The organism is Pseudomonas sp. MMS21 TM103, from assembly GCF_022132145.1.
Lineage (GTDB): Bacteria > Pseudomonadota > Gammaproteobacteria > Pseudomonadales > Pseudomonadaceae > Aquipseudomonas.
Map to the genome: position 1 here is coordinate 471,616 of NZ_JAJISP010000002.1, position 23,352 is coordinate 494,967.

A 23,352-nucleotide genomic window follows, 5' to 3' on the forward strand; every position below is an offset into this window, starting at 1 on the left:
CAATTTCAATTATGACATCTGAATTTATAGGCCCTAACATGAAAGCCAGCTTAATCTCTCTAGCGGTGGCGACTGCCATTTTGGCTTGGGCACCAATCAGCTCGGCGCGCGAGGCCGTCGCGCTTCCAGGCGTGGTAGGTGCAGAAGGTGAGCTGAATGGCGTAGACACCACGGGCGGTGCCACATTGACCATTACCGACGGCCAGAATATCAATACCAATAACGATCTCGGTGGTGCTTTTACCACTGACTCCAACAATACGGGCAACCTTCTGTTCCTTGGCGACTCGATCGTGACCGGCTCTACCGGTGAGCCAGGGGTTCTGTTCCTCAATATCAGCGCCGGCGCCGCTGGTAAAGAGGTGACCTTCAACGGTGATGTCCACGCAACTACAACAGAGATCAGCGGGACAGGGACCATAAACTTCAATGGTGACGTGATCTCAGCACCGGTATTTCTTGGTGATGGCTTTCTCAATCTCGGTGCCGGCAACTTATTGACAGGCGCCATTACGACCAATACCGCAAATACCGGTACGTTGACGCTGAATAGCGGTAGCAATGTAAACGGGGCTATTGGTGGCGCAAGTGGGCTGAAGCAAATCATTGTATCGGGTGGCGATGCGTCTATTACCGGTTCCGTGCAGGCTCAAGGATTCAGCCTCGGCGCGAACACACTGAACATTACTGGGGCGTTGACCACTAACGCCAACGGCACGATTGCGACCACGCTCGCCGGTAATACCGTGTACGGTAATATTCAGCCGTCCGGCTCCTCGAATATTAGTGCTGCTGGCATTACGGTAATTCCAACCGTATCTGGCGTATTGACCGCCGGTACGACATTCAGGATTGTTGGCGGCCTTTCCGGCACCAACGGGGCATTGGTGACGGTTCTCAACACCAACCCGCTTTACACCTTCTCCAGCGTGCCTACCACCACTGGCGACGTACTCATAACGGTTGAGTCGGTTTCCTTGGGCTCGCCTGTCGCCGACTTGGCAGCAGGGTCACTCCTTGGCGCAGCTGCTCCAGTGGGTTCCGATCTGCTGGCCATTCAGGGCGCAGTCCTTGCTCTTCCCAATGCACCCGCCGTCAAGAATGCCTTGGTTCAGCTGGCCCCGAGCAGCACCAACCTGGCAGCCCCCTGGGTTGCAGGTCAGACGACGCGTCTTATGGAAGACATGTTGCAGGCTCGCGTGGAAGAGATCCAGAACATGTGCTGTGACGCCAACTGCGGGCCAAATAAGCCCAAAGAAGTGCGTAACTGTGAAGGTGACGAGCAGCAGAGTAACTGGTGGGCCAAGAGCTTTGGCAGTGTAGGCAACCAAGACGATGTCAATGATAGTAACGGCTATGACACTGAAACCTATGGTCTGGTGCTGGCTTATGATCGACCAGTGAGCGTCGACACCCGCATTGGTGTAAGCGCGGGTTATGCAAATAGCACAATTGATGGAAATGGCTCCTCTGGCGAGACAAATATCGATTCTTACCAGCTGACCGGTTATCTCAACTACACGCCCGGCCCTTGGTATGTTCAGGGCGCTTTGACCGCCGGGATAGACCATTATGACGGGAAACGCCAAATCACATTGCCAGGCGTGAATCGCGTCGCGAAATCTGACTATGATGGGCAGCAGTACACCGCTCTCGTCTCGGCAGGGAAACATTTTTACCTTGACCAAGCGGTCACTGTTACACCGTTCGCATCACTGCAGACGTCGCTTATCAACGTCGACAGTTATACCGAGCGCGGCGCTGGTGCATTGAATCACCGCGTGGATGATCAAGATTACACCCTGACACAATCAGGTTTGGGTGTGAAAATTGAACGCGTCATTCAATCCGGTGCCAACACATATTCCCCTGAGGCTCATGTTAAATGGCTGCATGATTTCAGCGACACGACCACGGAACAGACCGCAGCCTTCGCGGGTAGCGGCTCAGCGTTTAACGTGAAAGGGATAGAGCAAGATCGGGATATGTACAACGTCGGAGCAGGCGTTACATTCCTCTCCTGCAATTGCGATAACAATTCTTGGACGGTCAAGGGCCAATACGACTACAAGTGGAATGATAGCGACTACTCGTCAAATCAGTTGTCACTTATAGCGAGTCTTAAATACTAATACGATGTAGCTAGGACGGGCCGCGATTCTTTCTGTGAGTGTTATTGCACAGAAAGAATCGCGGCCCTTAATTTCGAGGCATGCGCCAGTAATGGTCGCTGCCTACCCCTCCGCAATGCCAGCAACTTAAGAAACTTCCCAATAAATATCCTACGGGTATCGCTCCAATCAGCACATGGGAGAATTTCTCTTCGCCTCCCAATCCACACCCCGTGATAACGACCGCCATACCCTGGCCTGAAAGTTGTAGTCGAGTAGACTATGGCGTTAGCACCGCGGCTCCCACAGATTCGGTGTTTAAGCCCGTAGCCCTATGCTCACCAATAGCGGCGACAGCGGGCCGCCTTACGGCGCTCCAGAGCAGTTTCTCTCGACCGCACCATCAAACACTGTCCCCGTATTCAGATAATTAAAAAATCCGTCGGATATCCGTCCGCGCCAATCCGCCTGCCTAAACGATCAATCAAAATATCGTGATCGATCCACTCGAAGAACTGGACCAGATCACCATCCACTCCTACTTTCCAAGCCGAGGACATGTAGCGCTAGGCAGCCAAAATGGCGTTCTGCCTACAACGCCCGGGCGAAAAGCGTAGCGGTGTTTACTGAAAGTCGGATCCAGTAATGACAGCAACACTTGCAGCAATGTTTGCTGGGCCAAACGGCCGGCAGGTTACCCTGCTCGCTTTCACCGCCGCCAGGATTGGGGATCGCCACTCATTGGACCGATAGACACCTGATAGAAGCTGTTCACAGATCGCAGCTCACTGTGTGAGCAGGTCCGCGGTTGTCCGATTGATATCCAGACCATCGACCCCGCCACACCTTTGTTGGCCTTGACCCGGTTTTCTCTCGCCAAGGCCCGCTCCAGCAGTCACTGTCCGGCGCTGGCGGATTCATCCTGTGGGAGATTGACCTTGTCGCTGATGGGGCCGACCACGACTTCACCGCGCCCAATCTCAATCAGCCCCACGTTGGCGGACATCTGACCGACGGGCTACATGATCATGGCCTATCATGCTTTCTCTGATTCAACCCTTGGTCAAAAAAGACTACTCCGGCCCCTGCTGACGTCTCGTTCCGAGCAACGCCGTCGCCCATTCAGGCACAAAGCGAGAGCTCCCCGGGTAGGCACGCAATCCTTCGCCGACAACCGCCAGATTTACGCCGCAGCCCCTTACAGGAGCGTAGCGGTTATCTGCCCGCTCGCCCTGGTCGGCCTCGTCTCGCACTTGGTACTTGTTCATCGGCTCACAGCTGCGATTCACTTCGCTCACTGTGGCCAGCTTACGGCAGGACTTTCACCCGCAAGATTGCGCCCATAATGGACGCGCACAAAAAAGGGCGACCGAAGTCGCCCTTTTTCTGGATTAGCTGAACTTAGTTCTGCTTTTCCATTTGTGCACGGAGCAGATCACCAATGGTGGTCGGACCCGAAGCATCAACTTCCTGCTTGCGCATTTCCTTGATAGCTTCTTTCTCGTCTTCAACGTCTTTCGACTTGACCGACAAGCTGATTACACGGCTCTTGCGATCGACGCTGATGATCTTGGCTTCTACTTCTTCGCCTTCTTTCAGCACGTTGCGCGCATCTTCAACGCGATCACGGCTGATTTCGGAGGCTTTCAGTGTGGCTTCGATACCATCGGCCAGAGTGATGATGGCGCCTTTAGCGTCAACTTCTTTAACGATACCGCGCACGATGGTGCCTTTATCGTTAACAGCAACGTAGTCGGAGAACGGATCTTCTTCCAGCTGCTTGATGCCGAGGGAAATGCGCTCACGCTCCGGATCAACGGAGAGGATAACGGTTTCCAGCTCGTCGCCCTTCTTGAAGCGGCGTACAGCTTCTTCGCCTACTTCGTTCCAGGAGATATCGGACAGGTGAACGAGGCCGTCGATGCCGCCATCCAGACCAATGAAGATACCGAAATCGGTGATCGACTTGATGGTGCCGGAGATCTTGTCGCCCTTGTTGAACTGACCGGAGAAATCTTCCCACGGGTTAGTTTTGCACTGCTTGATACCCAGGGAGATACGACGACGCTCTTCGTCGATATCCAGAACCTGAACTTCCACTTCGTCGCCAACCTGTACGACTTTGGACGGGTGGATGTTCTTGTTGGTCCAATCCATTTCGGATACGTGCACCAAGCCTTCCACGCCTTCTTCCAGCTCTGCGAAGCAGCCGTAGTCGGTCAGGTTGGTTACGCGTGCATTGACGCGAGTGCCTTCCGGGTAACGAGCCTTGATAGCAACCCATGGGTCTTCGCCCAGTTGCTTCAGACCCAGGGAAACGCGGTTACGCTCGCGATCGTACTTCAGTACCTTGACATCGATCTCGTCGCCAACATTGACGATCTCGGACGGGTGCTTGATACGTTTCCAGGCCATGTCGGTGATGTGCAACAGTCCATCGACGCCGCCCAGATCGACGAATGCGCCGTAATCCGTGAGGTTCTTGACGATACCCTTGACTTGCTGACCTTCCTGCAAGGATTCCAGCAGAGCTTCGCGCTCGGCGCTGTTCTCGGCTTCCAGCACGCTGCGGCGGGAAACGACAACGTTGTTGCGCTTCTGGTCCAGCTTGATGACTTTGAATTCGAGCTCTTTGCCTTCCAGGTGAGTGGTATCACGCACCGGACGGACATCGACCAAGGAACCTGGGAGGAACGCACGGATGCCGTTAACGTCGACAGTGAAGCCGCCTTTAACCTTACCGTTGATAACGCCCTTGACCACTTCCTCAGCGGCGAAAGCTGCTTCCAGAACAATCCAGCACTCTGCACGCTTGGCTTTTTCGCGGGACAGCTTGGTTTCACCAAAGCCATCTTCAACCGCGTCCAGCGCAACGTGAACTTCGTCACCGACCTTGATGGTCAGTTCGCCAGCGTCGTTGTGGAACTGCTCCAGCGGGATGAGGCCTTCCGACTTCAAACCAGCGTGAACGGTTACCCAACCAGCTTGGTAATCGATGTCGACGATGATAGCGGTGATGATTGAGCCAGCCTGAAGATTCAGGGTTTTTAGGCTTTCTTCAAACAGTTCAGCAAAGCTTTCGCTCATTTTAATTCCTGTAGATTCAGGGCGGGGGATCCGCCCAAACCACATTCCAGACAATGTGGGTACGTTCATATAAAAGAAGGCACACGGGACTAGGACTGGTCTCCCGCATGCTTCCTGGTGAGCTGATCAGCTTAAGCAGCTGAGGCTCTTGTCATCCGACAAGATCGCGGTTGGCGACCTCGTTCAGAATCAGTTCCAGCACTTGCTCGATCGAGAGGTCGGTGGAATCCAGCTGTATCGCATCGTCTGCCGCTTTGAGCGGAGCCACTGCACGCTGGGTATCGCGTTCATCACGCGCCCGAATCTCGTCGAGAAGACTCGCGAGATTAACATCATCGCCCTTAGCCTTCAACTGCAAGTAACGTCGCCGGGCACGCTCTTCGGCACTGGCGGTTAGAAAAATCTTCAGCGGGGCGTCAGGAAATACCACGGTGCCCATATCGCGACCATCAGCGACCAATCCGGGCATTTCTTGAAATGCCCGCTGACGCTGCAGCAAGGCCTCGCGTACGGCGGGCAATGCTGCCACTAGTGAAGCCCCGGCGCCAATTCCCTCATTGCGGATGGCATCGGTGACTTCCTCGCCTTCGAGAATGATCCGTTGACCCTGCCCCTGGGCGCCGGCGTGGAACTGCACATCCAGATGCGCGGCCAGCACCTTCATTGCCTCTTCGTTGGTCAGATCGACACCATGATTGCGCGCGGCAAAAGCCAGCAAGCGATACAGGGCGCCGGAATCCAGCAGGTTCCAGCCCAATTTCTGCGCCAACAAGCCGGCAATCGTGCCCTTGCCAGAGCCGCTAGGTCCATCGATGGCGACTATCGGTGCCAGAGCAGTCATGACTTGGCCTCCTGAGTCACGCGGATACCGACCTGCGCCGCCAGGGCCAGGAAGTTCGGGAACGAGGTCGCAACGTTGGCGCAATCATGAATATGGATCGGTGCCGCAGCGCGTAGCGATGCCACGCTGAAGGCCATGGCGATACGGTGATCGCCATGACTCCAGACCTCGCCACCGCCCATGCTCCCGCTGTCGCTGGCAACCCCATCGATAATAATGCCATCCGGCGTCGGCTCGACCTTGACACCCAGTGTCAGCAGACCATCGGCCATGACCTGGATACGGTCGGACTCCTTGACCCGCAGTTCCTCGGCACCGCGCAGCACGGTGCGCCCTTCGGCACACGCAGCCGCCACGAACAGCACGGGGAACTCGTCGATCGCCAGCGGCACCAGATGTTCTGGAATATCAATGCCATGCAACTTGGCGCTGCGTACGCGAATGTCCGCCACCGGCTCGCCACCGACTTCGCGCTGGTTCTCCAGGCTGATATCGCCACCCATCAATTTGAGGATGTCGATCACCCCGGTACGGGTCGGGTTGATACCGACATGCTCGAGCAGCAGCTCTGAGTCTTCGGCAATACTTCCGGCGACAAGGAAGAAAGCGGCCGAGGAAATATCCGCCGGCACTTCGATATGGGTCGCCGTCAATTTATGGCCCGACTCGACGCTGGCCGTACTGCCGTCGACCGCCACCGGATAGCCGAAGCCGCGCAGCATGCGCTCGGTATGGTCGCGGGTCGGTGCCGGCTCGGTGACCGAAGTCTGCCCCGCCGCATACAGACCGGCCAACAACAGGCAGGATTTGACCTGGGCGCTGGCCACCGGCATTTCGTAGTGCATACCGCTCAGGCGCTGGCCGCCGCGAATGGTCAAAGGCGGCCGCCCTTCGGGGCCAGTCTCGATCATCGCGCCCATCTCACGCAGTGGTCGGGCCACCCGGTTCATCGGCCGCTTGGACAACGAGGCATCGCCCGTCAGGGTACTGTCGAACGACTGCCCGGCCAGTAACCCGGAGAGCAGGCGCATGGAAGTGCCCGAATTGCCCAGATAGAGCGGCCCGGGTGGCGCTTGCAAACCATGCAGACCAACGCCATGAATGGTCACCCGACCATGGTGCGGACCTTCGATTACCACCCCCATATCGCGAAAGGCCTGCAGGGTTGCCAGGGCGTCTTCACCCTCGAGGAAGCCTTCGACTTCGGTGGTGCCTTCGGCCAGCGAACCGAGCATGATCGAGCGGTGCGAAATGGACTTGTCGCCCGGAACGCGAATTCGTCCAGACAGTTTGCCACCGGGATTAGCCAGAAAAATCAGATCATTCGAGTGCATAGCGTCCACATAGGCCCGTCGGGCTAGAATTTTGCTGAAATGTTCGCGGGCCACACGAGCGCGGGTAAACACCCCCAGCAGCTGATGCCCATCCCCAGCGTCGACCGCATCGCGCAAGGCGTCGAGGTCGCCGCGAAATAGATCCAGGGTGTGTAGCACAGCCTCGCGATTGGCGAGAAAAATGTCGTGCCACATCACCGGGTCACTGCCGGCAATCCGCGTGAAATCGCGAAAGCCTCCAGCGGCATAACGGAATATCTCCAAGTTTTCGCTGCGCTTGGCCAGCGAATCGACCAGACCAAAGGCCAACAGATGTGGCAAATGGCTGGTGGCGGCAAGCACCTGATCATGGTGCTCGACCTGCATATGCTCGACGTCGGCGCCCAACTCGCGCCACAGCCGATCGACCAACTGCAGCGCCTGCGAATCGGTTTGCTCCAGTGGCGTCAAAATCACCTTATGCCGACGGAACAACTCGGCATTGGCGGCCTCCACCCCACTCTGCTCGGAACCGGCAATCGGGTGACCCGGCACGAAGCGCGCAGGCATCTCGCCGAAGGCCAGACGCGCGGCGCGAACCACATTGCCTTTGGCGCTGCCAACATCGGTGAGCACAGTATTGCCCAGATCGAGCTTGGCCAGTTCCACCAGCAGCTTTTCCATGGCCAGGATCGGCACCGCCAACTGGATCACCTCGGCGCCCTGACAGGCCGCAGCCAGCTGCTCTTCACAGCGGTCGACCACCCCAAGCTCGACGGCCAGGCGGCACGACTGCGGATCGAGATCGACCCCCACCACTTCCCGGCACAGGCCGCTCTCACGCAAACCCTTGGCGAACGAGCCACCGATCAGCCCGAGACCGACCACCACCAGGCGGCCGATCATAGGTTGACTGGATTGCACCTTGGTTACAGCGGTCTTCGATTCGCTCACGCGCCCAGCACCTTGGCCAGCGCTTCGAGGAAACGACCATTCTCTTCGGGCAAACCGATGGAGACACGCAGGTAGGTTGGCATGCCGTAATTGGCCACCGGCCGCACAATTACGCCCTCACGCAACAACGCCTGATAAAGCGGCATGGACTCGCGACCGAGATCGACGGCCACGAAGTTGCCCTTGGACGGGATCCAGTCCAGCCCCAGCGCACGGAAACCCGCGACCAACTGCGCCATGCCGGCATCGTTGCACCGACGACTTTGCGCCAGGTACTCGGCATCATCAAGCGCCGCGCAGGCTGCGGCCAAGGCCAGACTGTTGACGTTGAAGGGCTGGCGCACACGGTTGAGCACATCGGCAATCTGTATCGAGCTGATGGCGTAACCGACGCGCAACGCCGCCAGGCCATAGGCCTTGGAGAAGGTGCGCGAGACCAGCAGATTCTCGTACCTGGCCAGGTAGTCGAGGCCATCCGGCAACTCGTCGCCTTCGGCATACTCGATGTAGGCTTCGTCGAGCACCACCAGAACATGTTCCGGCACACGAGCGAGAAAATCGCTCAGTGCCTGCGGACCGAACCAGGTGCCGGTCGGATTGTTCGGGTTGGCGATGAACACCACCCGGGTATTGGCGTCGATGGCGGCCAACATGGCCTCCAGATCATGGCCATGGTTCTTGGCTGGCACGACCTTGCCTTGTGCACCGACCGCCTGAGTAGCAATCGGATAGACGGCAAAGGCATGCTCGCTGAACACTGAATTCAGACCGGGCGCCAGATAGGCACGCGCCACCAGCTCGAGAATATCGTTGGAGCCGTTACCCAGGGTGACCTGGCTGGACTGAACCCCGCAGCGCTCGGCCAGCAGGCTTTTCAGGGCGAAGCCATTACCATCGGGATAACGGGTCAGCTCGGCCAGCTCGGCACGAATTGCCTGCAAGGCTTTCGGGCTGGGACCGAGCGGGTTTTCGTTGCTGGCCAGCTTGACGATGGTGGCTGGATCCAGATCCAGCTCGCGGGCCAACTCATCTACCGGTTTGCCCGGCACATAGGGCGACAGCTTCTGCACGCCTGGCTGAGCCAGGGCAAGGAAATCGGTCATACATAAGCCTCAAGCTTCAAGCGGCAAGCTGCAAGACAAAGCCGGGCGAATCCGCTGCTGGCTTGGGGCTTGAGCTTGCGGCTGCTATTTAAAGTACCGCCTTCGGATACGACCCCAACACCTTCAGCGCCACGGCTTCCTGATTGATCTTCTCCAGCACATCCTTGATCAGTGGATCACGGTGATGGCCGACGAAGTCGATGAAGAACACATAGGTCCACTTGCCGCTGCGCGAAGGGCGAGTCTCGATGCGGGTCAGGTCGATGCCGTTGTTATGAAACGGCACCAGCAGCTCATGCAGGGCACCCGGCTTGTTGCGCATGGAGACGATGATCGAGGTCTTGTCATCGCCAGTCGGAGGCACCTCCTGGCTACCGATGATCAGGAAACGCGTGGAGTTGTCCGGACGGTCTTCGATCTTTTCGGCCAGCTTGGTCAAGCCATACAGACTGGCCGCCATATCGCCGGCGATCGCCGCACTGTTCCACTCGCCCTTGACCCGCTTGGCCGCGTCGGCGTTGCTCGACACCGCCACCCGCTCGACGTTCGGGTAGTGCGCATCCAGCCACTTGCGGCACTGGGCCAGGGACTGGGCATGGGAGTAGATGCGGGTGATCTTGTCGACCTTGGTGGTTTCGCCGACCAGCAGATGATGATGGATGCGCAGCTCGACTTCGCCGCAGATCACCATGTCGTGTTCGAGGAAGCTGTCCAGGGTGTGGTTGATCGCGCCTTCGGTGGAGTTCTCCACCGGCACCACGCCGAAGTTCACCCCGCCCGCAGCCACTTCGCGGAACACCTCGTCGATCGCCGCCATGGGCACACTGATCACCGCGTGACCGAAATGCTTCATCGCCGCCGCCTGGGAGAAAGTCCCCTCAGGCCCCAGATAGGCGACTTTCAGCGGGTTCTCCAGCGCCAGACAGGAGGACATGATCTCGCGAAACAGCCGCGCCATTTCCTCATTGCCCAGCGGCCCCTGATTGCGCTCCATGATGCGTTTGAGTACCTGGGCCTCACGCTCCGGACGGTAGAACACCGGCTTCTCGCCTTCCGGCAACGCCAGCATCTTGACCCGCGCCACTTCTTCGGCGCAGCGCGCGCGATCGCTGATCAGCTCGAGAATTTTTTCGTCGAGGTTGTCGATGCGTAGGCGCAGGGCTTGCAATTCTTGCTCGGAGATCACATCCGTCATTAGCCGTGTTCCTTCTCGAATTCCGCCATATAAGCCACCAGCGCCTCAACGGCATCCAGGCCCACGGCGTTATAGATGGAAGCACGCATGCCACCGACCGAACGGTGCCCCTTCAAGTTGAGCAGGTTGCGGGCCTCGGCACCGGCGAGGAACGGCTTGTCCAGACGGTCATCTGCCAGGCGGAAAGGCACGTTCATCCAGGAGCGGGCATTGATTGCAATCGGGTTGCTGTACAGCTCGCTGCTGTCGATGGCACCGTAAAGCAGTTCTTTCTTGGCGCGGTTGCGCTGCGCCATGGCCTCTACCCCACCCTGCGCCTTCAGCCACTCAAAGACCAGACCGGAGAGGTACCAGGAGAAGGTCGCCGGGGTGTTGTACATCGAGCCGTTATCGGCGGCGATCTTGTAGTTGAGCATGGTCGGGCAGACGCTACGCGCGCGGCCGAGCAGGTCTTCACGGACGATGGTGACGACCAGGCCGCTGGGGCCGATATTCTTCTGCGCACCGGCATAGATCAGGCCGAATTTCGACACGTCGATGGGCCGCGAGAGGATGTCGGAAGACATGTCTGCCACCAACGGCACGTCGCCGACCTCGGGGATCCAGTCGAACTGCAGACCGCCGATGGTTTCGTTGCTGGCGTAGTGCAGGTAAGCGGCGTCTTTCGACAGCTGCCACTCGTTCTGCCCGGGAATCGCGAAGTAGTCGTAGGGCTTGGCGCTGGCCGCAACGTTGATATTGCCGTAGCGGCTGGCCTCCTCAATGCTCTTCTTCGACCAGATGCCGGTATCGATATAGTCGGCAACACCGTCTTCCGGCAGCAGGTTGAGCGGAATCTCAGCGAACTGCTGACTGGCACCGCCCTGCAGAAACAGCACTTTATAGTCGGAGGGGATGGCAAGCAGGTCGCGCAGGTCTTGCTCGGCCTTTGCCGCGATGGCCATGTATTCATCGCTGCGATGGCTCATCTCCATCACGGACAGGCCTTTGCCCTGCCAATCGAGGAGTTCCGCCTGGGCGCGCTGCAGAACAGCTTCAGGAAGCGCGGCCGGGCCGGCGCAGAAATTATAGGCTCGCTTGCTCACATCCACTCTCGCTCAAATGTTGGACGACTGACCACTGCCGGTCAGCCGCCGAATCCAACGCTGCAAGGTACGAGGTCAAGCCTCGCCCATGCAGATCACTCCTCGCTGGCCGGACTCTCGTCAGCCGCAGCATCCGACGCATCGACCACATCGTCGTCCAGAGCCTCGTCACCTTCAAGCAGCTCATCCATCTCTTCTTCGGATGGTTCCTGCACCCGCTGCAGACCGACAAGCTTTTCATCCTTGGCCAGCTTGATCAGGGTCACGCCCTGGGTGTTACGGCCGAGACTGGAGACTTCACCAACGCGGGTACGCACCAGGGTGCCCTGGTCGGAAATCAGCATGATTTCCTCGCCATCGAGCACCTGCACAGCGCCAACCAGCTTGCCGTTGCGCTCGCCGCTGACCATGGCGATCACGCCCTGACCACCGCGCTTGTACTCGGGGAACTCGTCAATCGCCGTGCGCTTGCCATAGCCACGTACAGAGGCAGTCAGAATCTGGCTGCCCTCTTCAGGAATCAGCATGGAAATCAGCTTCTGTCCTTCCGGCAGACGCATGCCACGCACACCGCGAGCGGTACGGCCCATGGCACGCACATCGGTTTCCTTGAAACGGGTAACCTTGCCGCCGTCGGAGAACAACATGACCTCACGGCTGCCATCGGTGATGGCGGCGGAAATCAGGGTATCGCCTTCGTCGAGACCCAGGGCGATCAGGCCGACGCTTCGTGGTCGGCTGAACTGGGTCAGCGGGGTCTTCTTCACGGTACCGTTAGCGGTGGCCATGAAGATGAACGGACCTTTTGCTTCTACCGCACCCTCAACATCGTCCAGCACACCGTCGACATCCTCGACGTCGTCCTGCTTGCCCTTGGCCGCAATTTCCACCGGCAACATGGTGGTGATGTACTCACCCTCACTCAATGGCAACAAATTGACCAGCGGGCGACCACGAGCAGCGCGCGAGGCTTCTGGAATCTCATAGGTCTTCAGCCAGTACACCTTGCCCTTGCTGGAGAACAGCAGCAACGTGGTATGACTGTTGGCGACCAGCAGGTGGGCAATGTAATCCTCCTCCTTGATGCCGGTGGCCGACTTGCCTTTACCGCCGCGACGCTGAGCCTGATAAGCGGTCAACGGCTGGGATTTGGCGTAACCGGTGTGGGAGATGGTCACCACCCGGTCTTCTTCGGTGATCAGATCACCCAGGGTCAGATCCAGACGGGCATCGAGAATTTCGGTGCGCCGCGCATCGCCGAACTCGGCCTTGATGCTCTCCAGCTCTTCGCGAATCACTTCCATCAGGCGTACGGCGCTGGTCAGGATGCGGATCAGCTCGCCGATCTGGGTGAGAATTTCCTGGTATTCGGCCAGCAGCTTCTCATGCTCCAGACCGGTCAGGCGGTGCAGTCGCAGCTCGAGGATCGCCTGGGCCTGCTCCGGCGAGAGGTAGTACTTGCCGTCACGTAAACCGTACTGTGGCTCGAGGGTGTCCGGGCGGCAGGAATCGGCGCCAGCACGCTCGACCATGGCTTCCACCGCAGTGGATTCCCAGGCGGTGGCAATCAGCGCGGACTTGGCTTCGGCCGGAGTCGGCGAGGCCTTGATCAGGGCAATAACCGGGTCGATATTGGACAGGGCAACCGCCTGACCTTCGAGGATATGCCCACGCTCACGCGCCTTGCGCAGCTCGAACACGGTGCGCCGGGTGACCACTTCACGACGGTGCAGGACAAAAGCTTCGAGCATGTCCTTGAGATTCAGGACTTTCGGCTGGCCGTCGATCAGTGCCACTACGTTGATGCCGAATACGCCCTGCATCTGGGTCTGGGCGTAAAGGTTGTTGAGCACCACCTCCGGCACTTCGCCGCGGCGCAGCTCGATCACGATACGCATGCCGTCCTTGTCGGACTCGTCACGCAGCTCGGTGATGCCTTCGAGCTTCTTCTCTTTAACCAACTCGGCGATCTTTTCGATCAGACGCGCCTTGTTCAGCTGGTATGGCAGTTCGCTGACGATAATCTGCTGGCGACCGCCGACCTTGTCGATGTCTTCGATGATCGCCCGCGCGCGCATATAAATGCGCCCACGACCGGTGCGATAGGCCTCGATAATGCCGGCACGGCCGTTGATGATCGCCGCGGTCGGGAAGTCCGGGCCCGGGATGTACTGCATCAGCTCATCGACCGTCAGCTCGGGGTTGTCGATCAGCGCCAGGCAGCCATTGATCACTTCCGTGAGGTTGTGTGGCGGGATATTGGTTGCCATGCCCACGGCAATACCGCTGGAACCATTGACCAGCAGGTTGGGTACCCTGGTCGGCATGACCGCCGGGATCATTTCGGTGCCGTCGTAGTTCGGCACCCAGTCCACGGTTTCCTTGTGCAGGTCGGCCAGCAGCTCGTGGGCCAGCTTGGTCATGCGCACTTCGGTGTAACGCATGGCGGCAGCGTTGTCGCCGTCCACCGAACCGAAGTTGCCCTGACCGTCGACCAGCAGGTAACGCAGGGAGAATGGCTGAGCCATACGTACGATGGTGTCGTACACCGCAGTGTCGCCATGCGGGTGGTACTTACCGATCACGTCACCGACCACGCGGGCGGACTTCTTGTATGCCTTGTTCCAGTCGTTACCCAACTCACTCATTGCAAAGAGCACACGACGGTGCACGGGCTTCAAGCCATCGCGCGCATCCGGCAGGGCACGTCCGACGATTACGCTCATCGCGTAGTCAAGGTAGGACTGCTTGAGTTCGTCTTCGATATTGACCGGGAGGATTTCTTTGGCCAGTTCGCCCATGAGTAGCCTGGTTCCTTTTTCTGGTGATACCCCGCGCCATTCATCCCGAACGAGGCGAAGCGTGCCGCGCGGCCCTAGGCCAGCAGCGACTCACGACAAATCAATGAGTTATGCCATGTATCTGCGCAGTTAAGGCGACCGTTGCCAGCGCCCCTGAAAACGGCCGGATATTACCACAATCGACGCCTCACACCTATCCCCAACCAGCCGCCACAGCAACGCTCGCCAAGCAACGGCGACAAGCTCAATGCAGACGCTTGCGGCACATCAGCCTGGTCATTTTCGCCGCATCCGGTCGCTCGACCACGCCCTTCTCGGTAACGATGAAGTCGATCAGGTCGGCCGGTGTCACATCGAACACCGGATTGAGCGCATCCACTCCCGCCGCCACTCGCTGCCCATTGAGTTCCAACAACTCACTGGCATCACGCTCCTCGAGAGGAATATCGTCGCCACTCTCCAGCGCCATGTCGATGGTCGAGCTCGGCGCCACCACCATGAAGCGCACGCCATGGTGCATGGCATTGACCGCCAGCTGGTAAGTGCCGATCTTGTTCGCCACATCGCCATTGGCGGCAATCCGGTCAGCACCGACGATGACCCAGGTAATACCGCGGGTCTTCATCAGGTGCGCGGCGGCCGAATCGACATTCAGGCAGACCGGGATGCCTTCGCCGGCCAGCTCCCAGGCAGTCAGGCGCGAGCCTTGCAGCCAAGGACGGGTTTCGTCGACATAGACGCGCTCGACCAAACCCTCCAGATAAGCTGCGCGAATCACCCCCAGCGCCGTGCCAAAGCCGCCAGTCGCCAGGGCACCGGCATTACAGTGGGTCAACAGGTTCTGCTGATTGCCTTGATGCTTGCGAATCAGGTCGACACCGATCTGCGCCATGGTCAAGTTGGCTTCACGATCACTCTGGTGAATACCCAGCGCCTCGCTCTCCAGCAGCGCAACCGGATCGTCACCCTCTTTAATACGTGCCACGCGTTCGCGCATTCGACTGAGCGCCCAGAACAGGTTGACGGCGGTCGGTCGCGAATCGGCCAATAGCTGAAAGTCTGCCTCCAGGGCCACACGCCAGTCGCCCCCCTCGGCCACCCGCGCGCGCGCGCCAAGCACCACCGCATAGGCCGCACTGATCCCGATGGCCGGCGCTCCGCGCACCACCATCAGGCGAATCGCCTCGGCTACGGCAGCTGACGAATGGCAGGCATACCAGCTTTGCTCGAACGGCAAAACGCGCTGATCGAGCAAATGCAGAGCGCCATCGCGCCATTCAATGGCCTGAACCTTCTCCGCCGCTAGCAATTGCTCGCGCATTAGACACACCTCGCCCCCAAAAAGCCGACCATTATACCCACAGACACACCCGCAGGCCGCAAGCTTCATACCCGGCGCGCGGCAAACTGTGCCCGCCTACTGGCTCTCTGAAACAGGCAACTCATGGCGGCACCGCTTCAAGCGTGAGGCGTTCCCCTATAAACTCATCCGCTCAGACACCCGCAGGAAACCCCTGGCATGCCCGAAGCCCCTCTCGACCTCCTCCTTCTCCCCACCTGGCTGGTGCCGGTCGAGCCTGCCGGAGTGGTACTGCACGAGCATGGCTTGGGCATCCGCGATGGTCGCATCGCCCTGATCGCGCCACGCGCCGAGGCGCTCAAGCACAAGGCCCTGGAAGTTCGTGAACTGCCCGGCCGACTGCTGACCCCAGGGCTGGTCAATGCCCACGGCCATGCTGCCATGAGCCTGTTCCGCGGCATGGCCGATGAACTGCCACTGAACAACTGGCTGGAACAGCACATCTGGCCAGCCGAGGCCAAGTGGGTTGATGAGCAGTTCGTCCTGGACGGCACCGAACTGGCCATCGCCGAACAAATCAAGGGCGGCATCACCTGCTTCTCGGACATGTACTTCTTTCCCGAAGTGGCCAGCGAGATAGTGCACAAGAGCGGCATTCGCGCCCAGATAACCATTCCGGTACTGAACTTCCCCATTCCCGGCGCCCGCGATGCCAACGAAGCGCTGCGCAAAGGACTGGCGCTGTTCGACGACCTCAAGCATCACCCGCGCCTGAGCGTTGCCTTCGGCCCTCACGCCCCCTATACGGTGAGCGACGACAAGCTGGAGAACATTCGCACACTCGCCGAGGAACTGGATGCCGGCATCCATATGCATGTGCATGAAACCGCCTTCGAGGTGCAGCAGAGCCTGCAACAACATGGTGAGCGACCGCTGGCGCGACTGGCGCGACTCGGCCTGCTTGGCCCGCGCTTCCAGGCCGTGCACATGACCCAGATCGATGATGACGACCTGGCTCTGCTGGTGGCCAGCAACAGCAGCGTGATCCATTGCCCGGAGTCAAATCTCAAGCTGGCCTGCGGCTTCTGTCCGGTAGAAAAGCTCTGGCAGGCCGGGGTCAACGTGGCCATTGGCACCGATGGCGCCGCCAGCAACAACGACCTGGATCTGCTTGGCGAAACCCGCACCGCCGCCTTGCTGGCCAAAGCCGTTGCCGGTTCGGCCAGCGCCCTGGATGCACATCGAGCGTTGCGCATGGCAACCTTGAATGGCGCACGCGCCCTCGGCCTGGATGACCAGATCGGTTCGCTGGAGCCAGGCAAAGCCGCCGACCTGGTGGCATTCAACCTGTCCGGCCTAGCCCAGCAGCCGATCTACGACCCGGTGTCGCAATTGATCTATACCAGCAACCGCGACTGCGTCGAAGATGTCTGGGTCGGTGGCAAGCACCTGCTCGACAGCGGCCGACTGACGCGCTTGGACGAACAACGGATCATCGCCAACGCCTGCGCCTGGGGAACCAAGATCGCCACCAAGCAATAGAGTTCATAGATGACGGTCAGGAGCCAGCTTGCCGTGACTGGGCGCCCCGGCGAAAAACCGATGACTGCCAACAAGCTGGCACCTAGCGGCTGCGACAAACTGACATATATCGGGCGATCAATAGACGCCCACTCCAGACTGCGAAACTGGCAACATGGATACATTCAGCCCAGGCTTGCCATTTTACAGCTTCACCCAGGGATATTTATGAGCAACGTCGATCACGCCGAAATCGCCAAATTCGAAGCCCTCGCCCATCGCTGGTGGGATCGCGATAGCGAATTCAAACCCCTGCACGACATCAATCCACTGCGGGTCAACTGGATTGAAGAACGCGTCAGCCTAGCCGGCAAGAAGGTGCTCGACATCGGCTGCGGCGGCGGCATCCTCAGCGAAGCCATGGCCCAGCGCGGCGCCGAGGTCACCGGCATCGACATGGGCGAAGCCCCCCTGGCCGTGGCCCAGTTGCACCAACTGGAATCCGGCGTCTCGGTACAGTACCGGCAGATCACCGCCGAAGACCTGGCTGCCGAAATGCCCGAGCAGTTCGATGTGGTCACCTGCCTGGAAATGCTCGAACACGTCCCGGATCCAGCCTCGGTGATCCGCGCCTGCCACACCCTGGTCAAACCCGGCGGCCAAGTGTTCTTCTCCACCATTAACCGCAACCCCAAGGCTTATATGTTCGCGGTGATTGGCGCGGAATACCTGCTGCGCCTGCTGCCGCGCGGCACCCATGACTTCAAGAAGTTCATCCGCCCCTCGGAACTGGGCGCCTGGAGCCGCGACACCGGCCTGCAAGTCAAAGACATCATTGGCCTGACCTACAACCCGCTGACCAAACACTACAAGCTGCAAGCAGATGTCGACGTCAACTACATGATCCAGACCCTCAAGGAGGCCTGATGCGTTTGCGCGCAGTTCTTTTCGATATGGATGGCACCCTGCTCGACAGCGCCCCCGACTTCATCGCCATCTGCCAGGCGATGCGCGCCGAGCGCGGCCTCGCGGCCGTGGATGACAAGCTGATCCGCGATCAGATTTCCGGCGGCGCCCGCGCCATGGTTGCGGCGAGCTTCGCCATGGACCCACTGGCCGAGCCGTTCGAGGCACTGCGCCTGGAGTTTCTCGAGCGCTATCAGCATCACTGCGCGGTGCTGACCCGCCCTTTTGACGGCATCCATGAGCTGCTCGCCGATATCGAGCAGGCCAAGCTGATCTGGGGTGTGGTGACCAACAAGCCGCTACGCTTCGCCGAACCGATCATGCAGCAACTCGGCCTGGCCGAACGCTCCGCCATCCTGATCTGCCCGGATCATGTGACCAACAGCAAGCCCGACCCAGAGCCGATGACCCTTGCCTGCAGCCAGCTGGGCCTGGATCCGGCCAGCGTCCTGTTCGTTGGCGACGACCTGCGGGACATCGAGTCGGGCCGCGCCGCCGGGACCAGAACTGCCGCGGTGACCTATGGCTATATTCACCCGGACGACAACCCCAGAAACTGGGGTGCGGACGTGGTAGTCGACCACCCACTGGAGCTGCGCACGGTACTCGAACGGGCGCTGTGCCGCTGCTGAGCGGGTACAGGCCTTAGACTGGGCATTATCGAGCACCGCTTGCGAGCGTAAGGCTGGGCTTTGCCGAGCGAGGCTCACCTACCCACATCAATATTCAACCGCGCAACTTGCAGCTTGTGGCTTCAAGCTTGTCGCTCTTTGGAGAAGCCCCCATGTTCCAATATTCAGCCCGCCCCGACCTGCTCAAGGATCGGGTGATTCTGGTCACCGGCGCTGGCCGCGGGATTGGCGCTGCCGCCGCGCAGACCTTTGCCGCCCATGGGGCGACCGTACTGCTGCTGGGCAAGACCGAAGAAAACCTCAGCAGGGTCTACGACGCCATCGAGGCCGCCGGCCACCCGCAGCCCGCGGTGATCCCGTTCAATCTGGAAACCGCCCTGCCGCACCAGTACGACGAACTGGCGGCCATGATCGAGCGCGAATTCGGCAAACTTGACGGCCTGCTGCACAACGCCTCGATTGTCGGCCCGCGCACACCACTGGAGCAGCTCTCCGGCGATAACTTCATGCGCGTGATGCAGGTCAACGTCAACGCCACCTTCATGCTCACCAGCACCCTGCTGCCGCTGCTGAAACTCTCCAGCGATGCCTCGGTGGTATTTACCTCGAGCAGCGTCGGACGCAAAGGCCGCGCCTACTGGGGCGCTTATGCCGTCTCCAAATTCGCCACCGAGGGTTTGATGCAGGTACTGGCCGATGAAGTCGACGGCGTGGCGCCGATACGGGCCAACAGCATCAACCCGGGCGCCACCCGCACCGATATGCGTGCCCAGGTTTACCCGGGGGAGAACCCGGCCAACAACCCGCTGCCCGAGGCAATAATGCCGGCCTACCTGTACCTGATGGGCCCCGACAGTAGCGGCGTCAATGGCCAGGCATTCGATGCCCAATAACACCAGTAACCAGCGACTTAAGCGGCAGAAAAATGGCTATGCCTCCACAAACCGGCAACCGCTTGCCGGCCAAGGCGGCAAGGGAGCTGCCAATACTGGCCATTTGCCGCAACGAACCGCTCTAAGTCGCTGACTTCAAATAATTTTCATAATTTCTGAACCCTCTGGCATGGAATTCGCTCTATAGCCAGTGTTGCCGCATCAATGCGCCAGAGGCTCAGCATTTATGGTTACTCCAAGCCAGACCAACACCATCGATTTCGATACGGCCAAGCTTCAGCGCCTGGGTTTTTCCGGCAATCGCGCGCAGTCCCTACACCCGGTCAGTCTGGCGCAACTGCGCCAGCAACTCGGCATGCAGCTGCAGACCAGCCTGGATGCCGAACGCATCCTCAAACTGTTCTTCACTGCCGTGCAAAGTCTGGTGCCGCTTAACGCCCTGACCTATCAACAGCCAACTGCCGACCTGCGCCTGGAATTGGGCGAACGCGCCAGCCACTCGGCCGGCTACCGGCTGAGTCATGAGGGCGAGTACCTCGGCGAGCTGATTTTCCGCCGCCAGCAACGCTTCAGCGACGAGGAGCTCGGCCAACTGGAGTCCCTGCTGGCCAGCCTGCTGTTCCCGCTACGCAATGCCCTGCTCTACCGCACGGCAGTCCAGAGCGCACTGCGTGATCCGCTGACCAACACCGGCAACCGTATAGCCATGGACCAGATCCTGCAGCGCGAGATCGATCTGGCGCGCCGCAATTTGCAACCACTCTCACTGCTGATGCTCGACCTCGACCATTTCAAGCGGATCAACGACTGCCACGGCCACAGCACCGGCGACGAGGTATTGATCGACGTTGCTGCCACGCTGAAAAGCCAGCTGCGCAACATCGACATGGTGTTCCGTTACGGCGGTGAGGAGTTCCTAGTACTGCTCTCGGGAACCTGCCGCGAAGCCGCCGCCATGGTCGGCGAGCGCCTACGGCATGCCGTGCAAGAACTGCAATGCCTGGCCCAAGGAGTACCGATTGAAGTGTCGATCAGCCTCGGCTGCGCGAGCCTGCTGGCGGGCGAGTCGGCGGAAAGCCTGTTGCGACGCGCCGACAGGGCACTCTATGCAGCCAAACGCGAAGGGCGCAATCGCCTGAACATGGCCGGCTAAGAACAGCAGACAAAAAAAAGGGACTCAATCGAGTCCCTTTTTTCAATCCCAAGGTCGAGCTACTGCGGCTTGCGACCACGACCAAAGCCCGGGCGCTGCCCATCGCCCGCAGGCTGGTCGCGGCGCTTGGTTGGAGCGGCCGGCTTGCGCCCTGGGCGCTCGCTCAACTCGACACCTGGACGCATAGGCTTGGGCTTGCTCGGGCTCTTCTTGTTGACATCCCGCGGCCGCTCGGCAACCGCTGTCCCCTTGTCCGGACCCGAACGACCTTGTTCCGTACGCCCCTTGTCTGCGCGCGGAGTACGCCCGGATCCAGCTGGGCTGCCATGGGATGGGCGCAGCGTCCGCTGCGGACGCTCGCCGCGGCCGACCGGCTTGGCCGACTTGCGCTGCAGGCGATCGAGCTTGTCGCGGGTCTTCTCTTTCATGTCCGGCAAGGCGACCGACTTGAGGCCAACTTCCTCGCTGAGAATATCCACTTCGCGCTGGCTCATTTCACGCCAGCGGCCCATGGTCAGGTCCGAGGTAATAAATACCGGCCCGAAACGCACGCGCTTCAAGCGGCTGACGACCAGGCCCTGGGACTCCCACAGACGGCGCACTTCGCGATTACGCCCTTCCATCACCACGCAGTGATACCAGTGGTTGAAACCCACACCACCCGGTGCCACCTTGATATCGGTGAACTTGGCCGGCCCGTCTTCGAGCATCACCCCGGCTTTCAGCCGCTCGATCATTTCATCGTCGACTTCACCGCGCACGCGCACCGCGTACTCACGATCCATCTGGTAGGACGGGTGCATCAAGCGGTTAGCCAGCTCACCGTCGGTGGTGAACATCAGCAAACCGGTGGTATTGATGTCGAGACGACCGATATTGATCCAGCGACCTTCTTTCGGCCGTGGTAGCCGGTCGAACACGGTCGGACGCCCTTCAGGGTCGTCGCGAGTGCAGATCTCACCTTCGGGCTTGTTATAGATGATCACGCGACGCACGCTTTCGGCGGCTTCTTCGCGCTTGATCAGGCGGCCATCGATGGCGATGGCATCATGCAGGTCGACACGCTGGCCGAGGCCGGCAACCGCGCCATTGACCTTGACCCGGCCGGCACTGATCCAGCCTTCGATTTCGCGGCGCGAAGCCAGGCCCATGCGCGCCATGACTTTCTGCAGTTTCTCGCCGGCTGGACTGTATTCTTCGGATTCACTCATCTGGGCACCTCCCGGTGTATCTCTAGTGATGGACGACAGCAAGTCGTCGAAGGGGCGCGGATCATACGCGAAACGCGCAGCGCGCGCACGGGTCAGAGTAGTCGGCAGACGAGCAGCCATCAGTCTTTACGACAGTCGGCATCTCGGCGATCCGCTGAACAGGTGCCGTTATCGTTAAATCGGATCCGGCGCCAATGACTCAGAGTCGGTGAAAATATCGAGTACAACGCCGCAGCGGACGTTATGCCGATTCGCAGGGAGCCCAGTGCGCCGCGGTGCAACCGAGCGACATACAGCTGGTGGGTTGTCGCTGCGCGCCGAAGCCAACCTTGGCTCCGAACGGATCGCCGAGCAAACCGCCCTGAAGCGCTGAAGCACTAGGCGAGGGTATTTTCACAGCTCAGAGCGTCTCTTTATCCGCAGCCTCGGTTAGCTCATCGCCTTGGTCTTCTTCCGGCGCTGGCGCCGAAAAATCATCGAAATCGGTCTTCAACCCCTGCTCCATGGAGTCCAGCTCGGCCAGCAGGCTGCTGAAGCTGGTTTCCTCGCCTGCCTCCACCTGCGGTTCATCGGCAAGCGCCAGGTCGGCGCGATCCTGCAGGCTTTGCGGCGCAGCGAGGTCGTCATCGAAGGCCAGCAACGGCTCGGGCTCCAGCTCACGCAGGGCCGCCAGCGGCGGCAGTTGATCGAGACTCTTCAGATTGAAGTGATCGAGAAATGCCTTGGTGGTCGCCAGCATCGCCGGTTTGCCCGGTACGTCGCGGTAACCGACCACGCGTATCCACTCACGCTCCAGCAAGGTCTTGACGATATGGCTGTTAACCGCCACGCCACGAATATCCTCGATCTCGCCGCGGGTAATCGGCTGCCGGTAAGCAATCAGTGCCAGGGTCTCCAGCATGGCCCGCGAATAACGCTGCGGGCGCTCTTCCCACAGGCGCCCGACCCAGGGCGCGTAGATCTCGCGGACTTGCAGACGGTAGCCGGATGCCACCTCGACCAGTTCGAAGGCACGCCCTTCGCAGGACTGGCGCAGCCGCTCCAGGGCCTTTTTAAACACCGCCGGCTCGGGGCGCTCTGCCTCCTCGAACAGTTCGAACAGACGCTCCAACGACTGCGGCTTGCCGGAGGCAAACAAGAAGGCTTCCAGCAGGCTGGCCAGTTCACGGGGATTGGTCAGGTTCAT

At 59.8% G+C, this 23,352-nt stretch carries 16 protein-coding genes; 6 read left to right on the forward strand and 10 right to left on the reverse strand.

Features of this window, described 5'->3' with window-relative positions; all coding sequences use genetic code 11:
- The first annotated feature begins 38 nt into the window (after positions 1 to 38).
- Positions 39 to 2,132: an autotransporter family protein gene (locus LJY18_RS09205; RefSeq protein ID WP_238041510.1), complete on the forward strand. Its 2,094-nt coding sequence runs from the start codon at positions 39 to 41 to the stop codon at positions 2,130 to 2,132.
- Positions 2,133 to 3,512: 1,380 nt separating this feature from the next.
- Here LJY18_RS09205 and rpsA read toward each other — a convergent pair.
- From rpsA to mtnA, 8 genes are all read right to left on the reverse strand, one after another.
- Positions 3,513 to 5,198 (reverse strand): 30S ribosomal protein S1, encoded by a 1,686-nt coding sequence (gene rpsA, locus LJY18_RS09210; protein ID WP_079202462.1) that lies wholly within the window; start codon positions 5,196 to 5,198, stop codon positions 3,513 to 3,515.
- 151 nt (positions 5,199 to 5,349) lie between these two features.
- On the reverse strand, positions 5,350 to 6,039 hold the full coding sequence (gene cmk / locus LJY18_RS09215; protein WP_238041511.1) for a (d)CMP kinase: 690 nt from the start codon (positions 6,037 to 6,039) through the stop codon (positions 5,350 to 5,352).
- Positions 6,036 to 8,258 (reverse strand): bifunctional prephenate dehydrogenase/3-phosphoshikimate 1-carboxyvinyltransferase, encoded by a 2,223-nt coding sequence (locus LJY18_RS09220; protein ID WP_238041859.1) that lies wholly within the window; start codon positions 8,256 to 8,258, stop codon positions 6,036 to 6,038. The genes cmk and LJY18_RS09220 overlap by 4 nt, the downstream gene beginning before the upstream one ends.
- Before the next feature lie 44 nt (positions 8,259 to 8,302).
- Positions 8,303 to 9,409: a histidinol-phosphate transaminase gene (gene hisC / locus LJY18_RS09225; protein ID WP_238041512.1), complete on the reverse strand. Its 1,107-nt coding sequence runs from the start codon at positions 9,407 to 9,409 to the stop codon at positions 8,303 to 8,305.
- 88 nt (positions 9,410 to 9,497) lie between these two features.
- Positions 9,498 to 10,604 (reverse strand): prephenate dehydratase, encoded by a 1,107-nt coding sequence (gene pheA / locus LJY18_RS09230; protein ID WP_269137758.1) that lies wholly within the window; start codon positions 10,602 to 10,604, stop codon positions 9,498 to 9,500.
- Positions 10,604 to 11,689: a 3-phosphoserine/phosphohydroxythreonine transaminase gene (gene serC / locus LJY18_RS09235; RefSeq protein WP_238041513.1), complete on the reverse strand. Its 1,086-nt coding sequence runs from the start codon at positions 11,687 to 11,689 to the stop codon at positions 10,604 to 10,606. The genes pheA and serC overlap by 1 nt, the downstream gene beginning before the upstream one ends.
- Positions 11,690 to 11,784: 95 nt before the next feature.
- Positions 11,785 to 14,490: a DNA gyrase subunit A gene (gyrA, locus tag LJY18_RS09240; protein WP_238041514.1), complete on the reverse strand. Its 2,706-nt coding sequence runs from the start codon at positions 14,488 to 14,490 to the stop codon at positions 11,785 to 11,787.
- A 244-nt stretch (positions 14,491 to 14,734) separates the two neighbouring features.
- A complete protein-coding gene (gene mtnA, locus LJY18_RS09245; protein ID WP_238041515.1) occupies positions 14,735 to 15,811 on the reverse strand; it encodes an S-methyl-5-thioribose-1-phosphate isomerase in 1,077 nt (358 codons plus the stop codon).
- 198 nt (positions 15,812 to 16,009) lie between these two features.
- Between mtnA and LJY18_RS09250 the strand changes: the two genes are divergently transcribed.
- The 5 genes from LJY18_RS09250 to LJY18_RS09270 all read left to right on the forward strand — a co-directional run bounded on the left by LJY18_RS09250 (position 16,010) and on the right by LJY18_RS09270 (position 20,955).
- Positions 16,010 to 17,332: a TRZ/ATZ family hydrolase gene (locus tag LJY18_RS09250; RefSeq protein WP_238041516.1), complete on the forward strand. Its 1,323-nt coding sequence runs from the start codon at positions 16,010 to 16,012 to the stop codon at positions 17,330 to 17,332.
- A 207-nt stretch (positions 17,333 to 17,539) separates the two neighbouring features.
- Entirely contained in the window at positions 17,540 to 18,238 is a 699-nt protein-coding gene (gene ubiG / locus LJY18_RS09255; RefSeq protein WP_238041517.1) for a bifunctional 2-polyprenyl-6-hydroxyphenol methylase/3-demethylubiquinol 3-O-methyltransferase UbiG, read from the forward strand.
- Entirely contained in the window at positions 18,238 to 18,909 is a 672-nt protein-coding gene (gene mupP, locus LJY18_RS09260; RefSeq protein WP_238041518.1) for an N-acetylmuramic acid 6-phosphate phosphatase MupP, read from the forward strand. The genes ubiG and mupP overlap by 1 nt, the downstream gene beginning before the upstream one ends.
- A 152-nt stretch (positions 18,910 to 19,061) precedes the next feature.
- The gene (locus LJY18_RS09265; protein ID WP_238041519.1) at positions 19,062 to 19,802 is read left to right on the forward strand and encodes a YciK family oxidoreductase; all 741 of its coding nucleotides are present in this window, start codon (positions 19,062 to 19,064) and stop codon (positions 19,800 to 19,802) included.
- Positions 19,803 to 20,028: 226 nt separating this feature from the next.
- Positions 20,029 to 20,955, forward strand: a complete 927-nt coding sequence (locus LJY18_RS09270; protein ID WP_238041520.1) for a GGDEF domain-containing protein — start codon at positions 20,029 to 20,031, stop codon at positions 20,953 to 20,955.
- Positions 20,956 to 21,014: 59 nt separating this feature from the next.
- Here LJY18_RS09270 and rluB read toward each other — a convergent pair whose 3' ends face one another.
- Entirely contained in the window at positions 21,015 to 22,166 is a 1,152-nt protein-coding gene (gene rluB, locus LJY18_RS09275; RefSeq protein WP_238041521.1) for a 23S rRNA pseudouridine(2605) synthase RluB, read from the reverse strand.
- Between the two features lie 400 nt (positions 22,167 to 22,566).
- Positions 22,567 to 23,352 carry an SMC-Scp complex subunit ScpB gene (gene scpB / locus LJY18_RS09280; protein ID WP_238041522.1) on the reverse strand — a complete coding sequence of 262 codons (786 nt, stop codon included), beginning with the start codon at positions 23,350 to 23,352 and terminating at the stop codon, positions 22,567 to 22,569.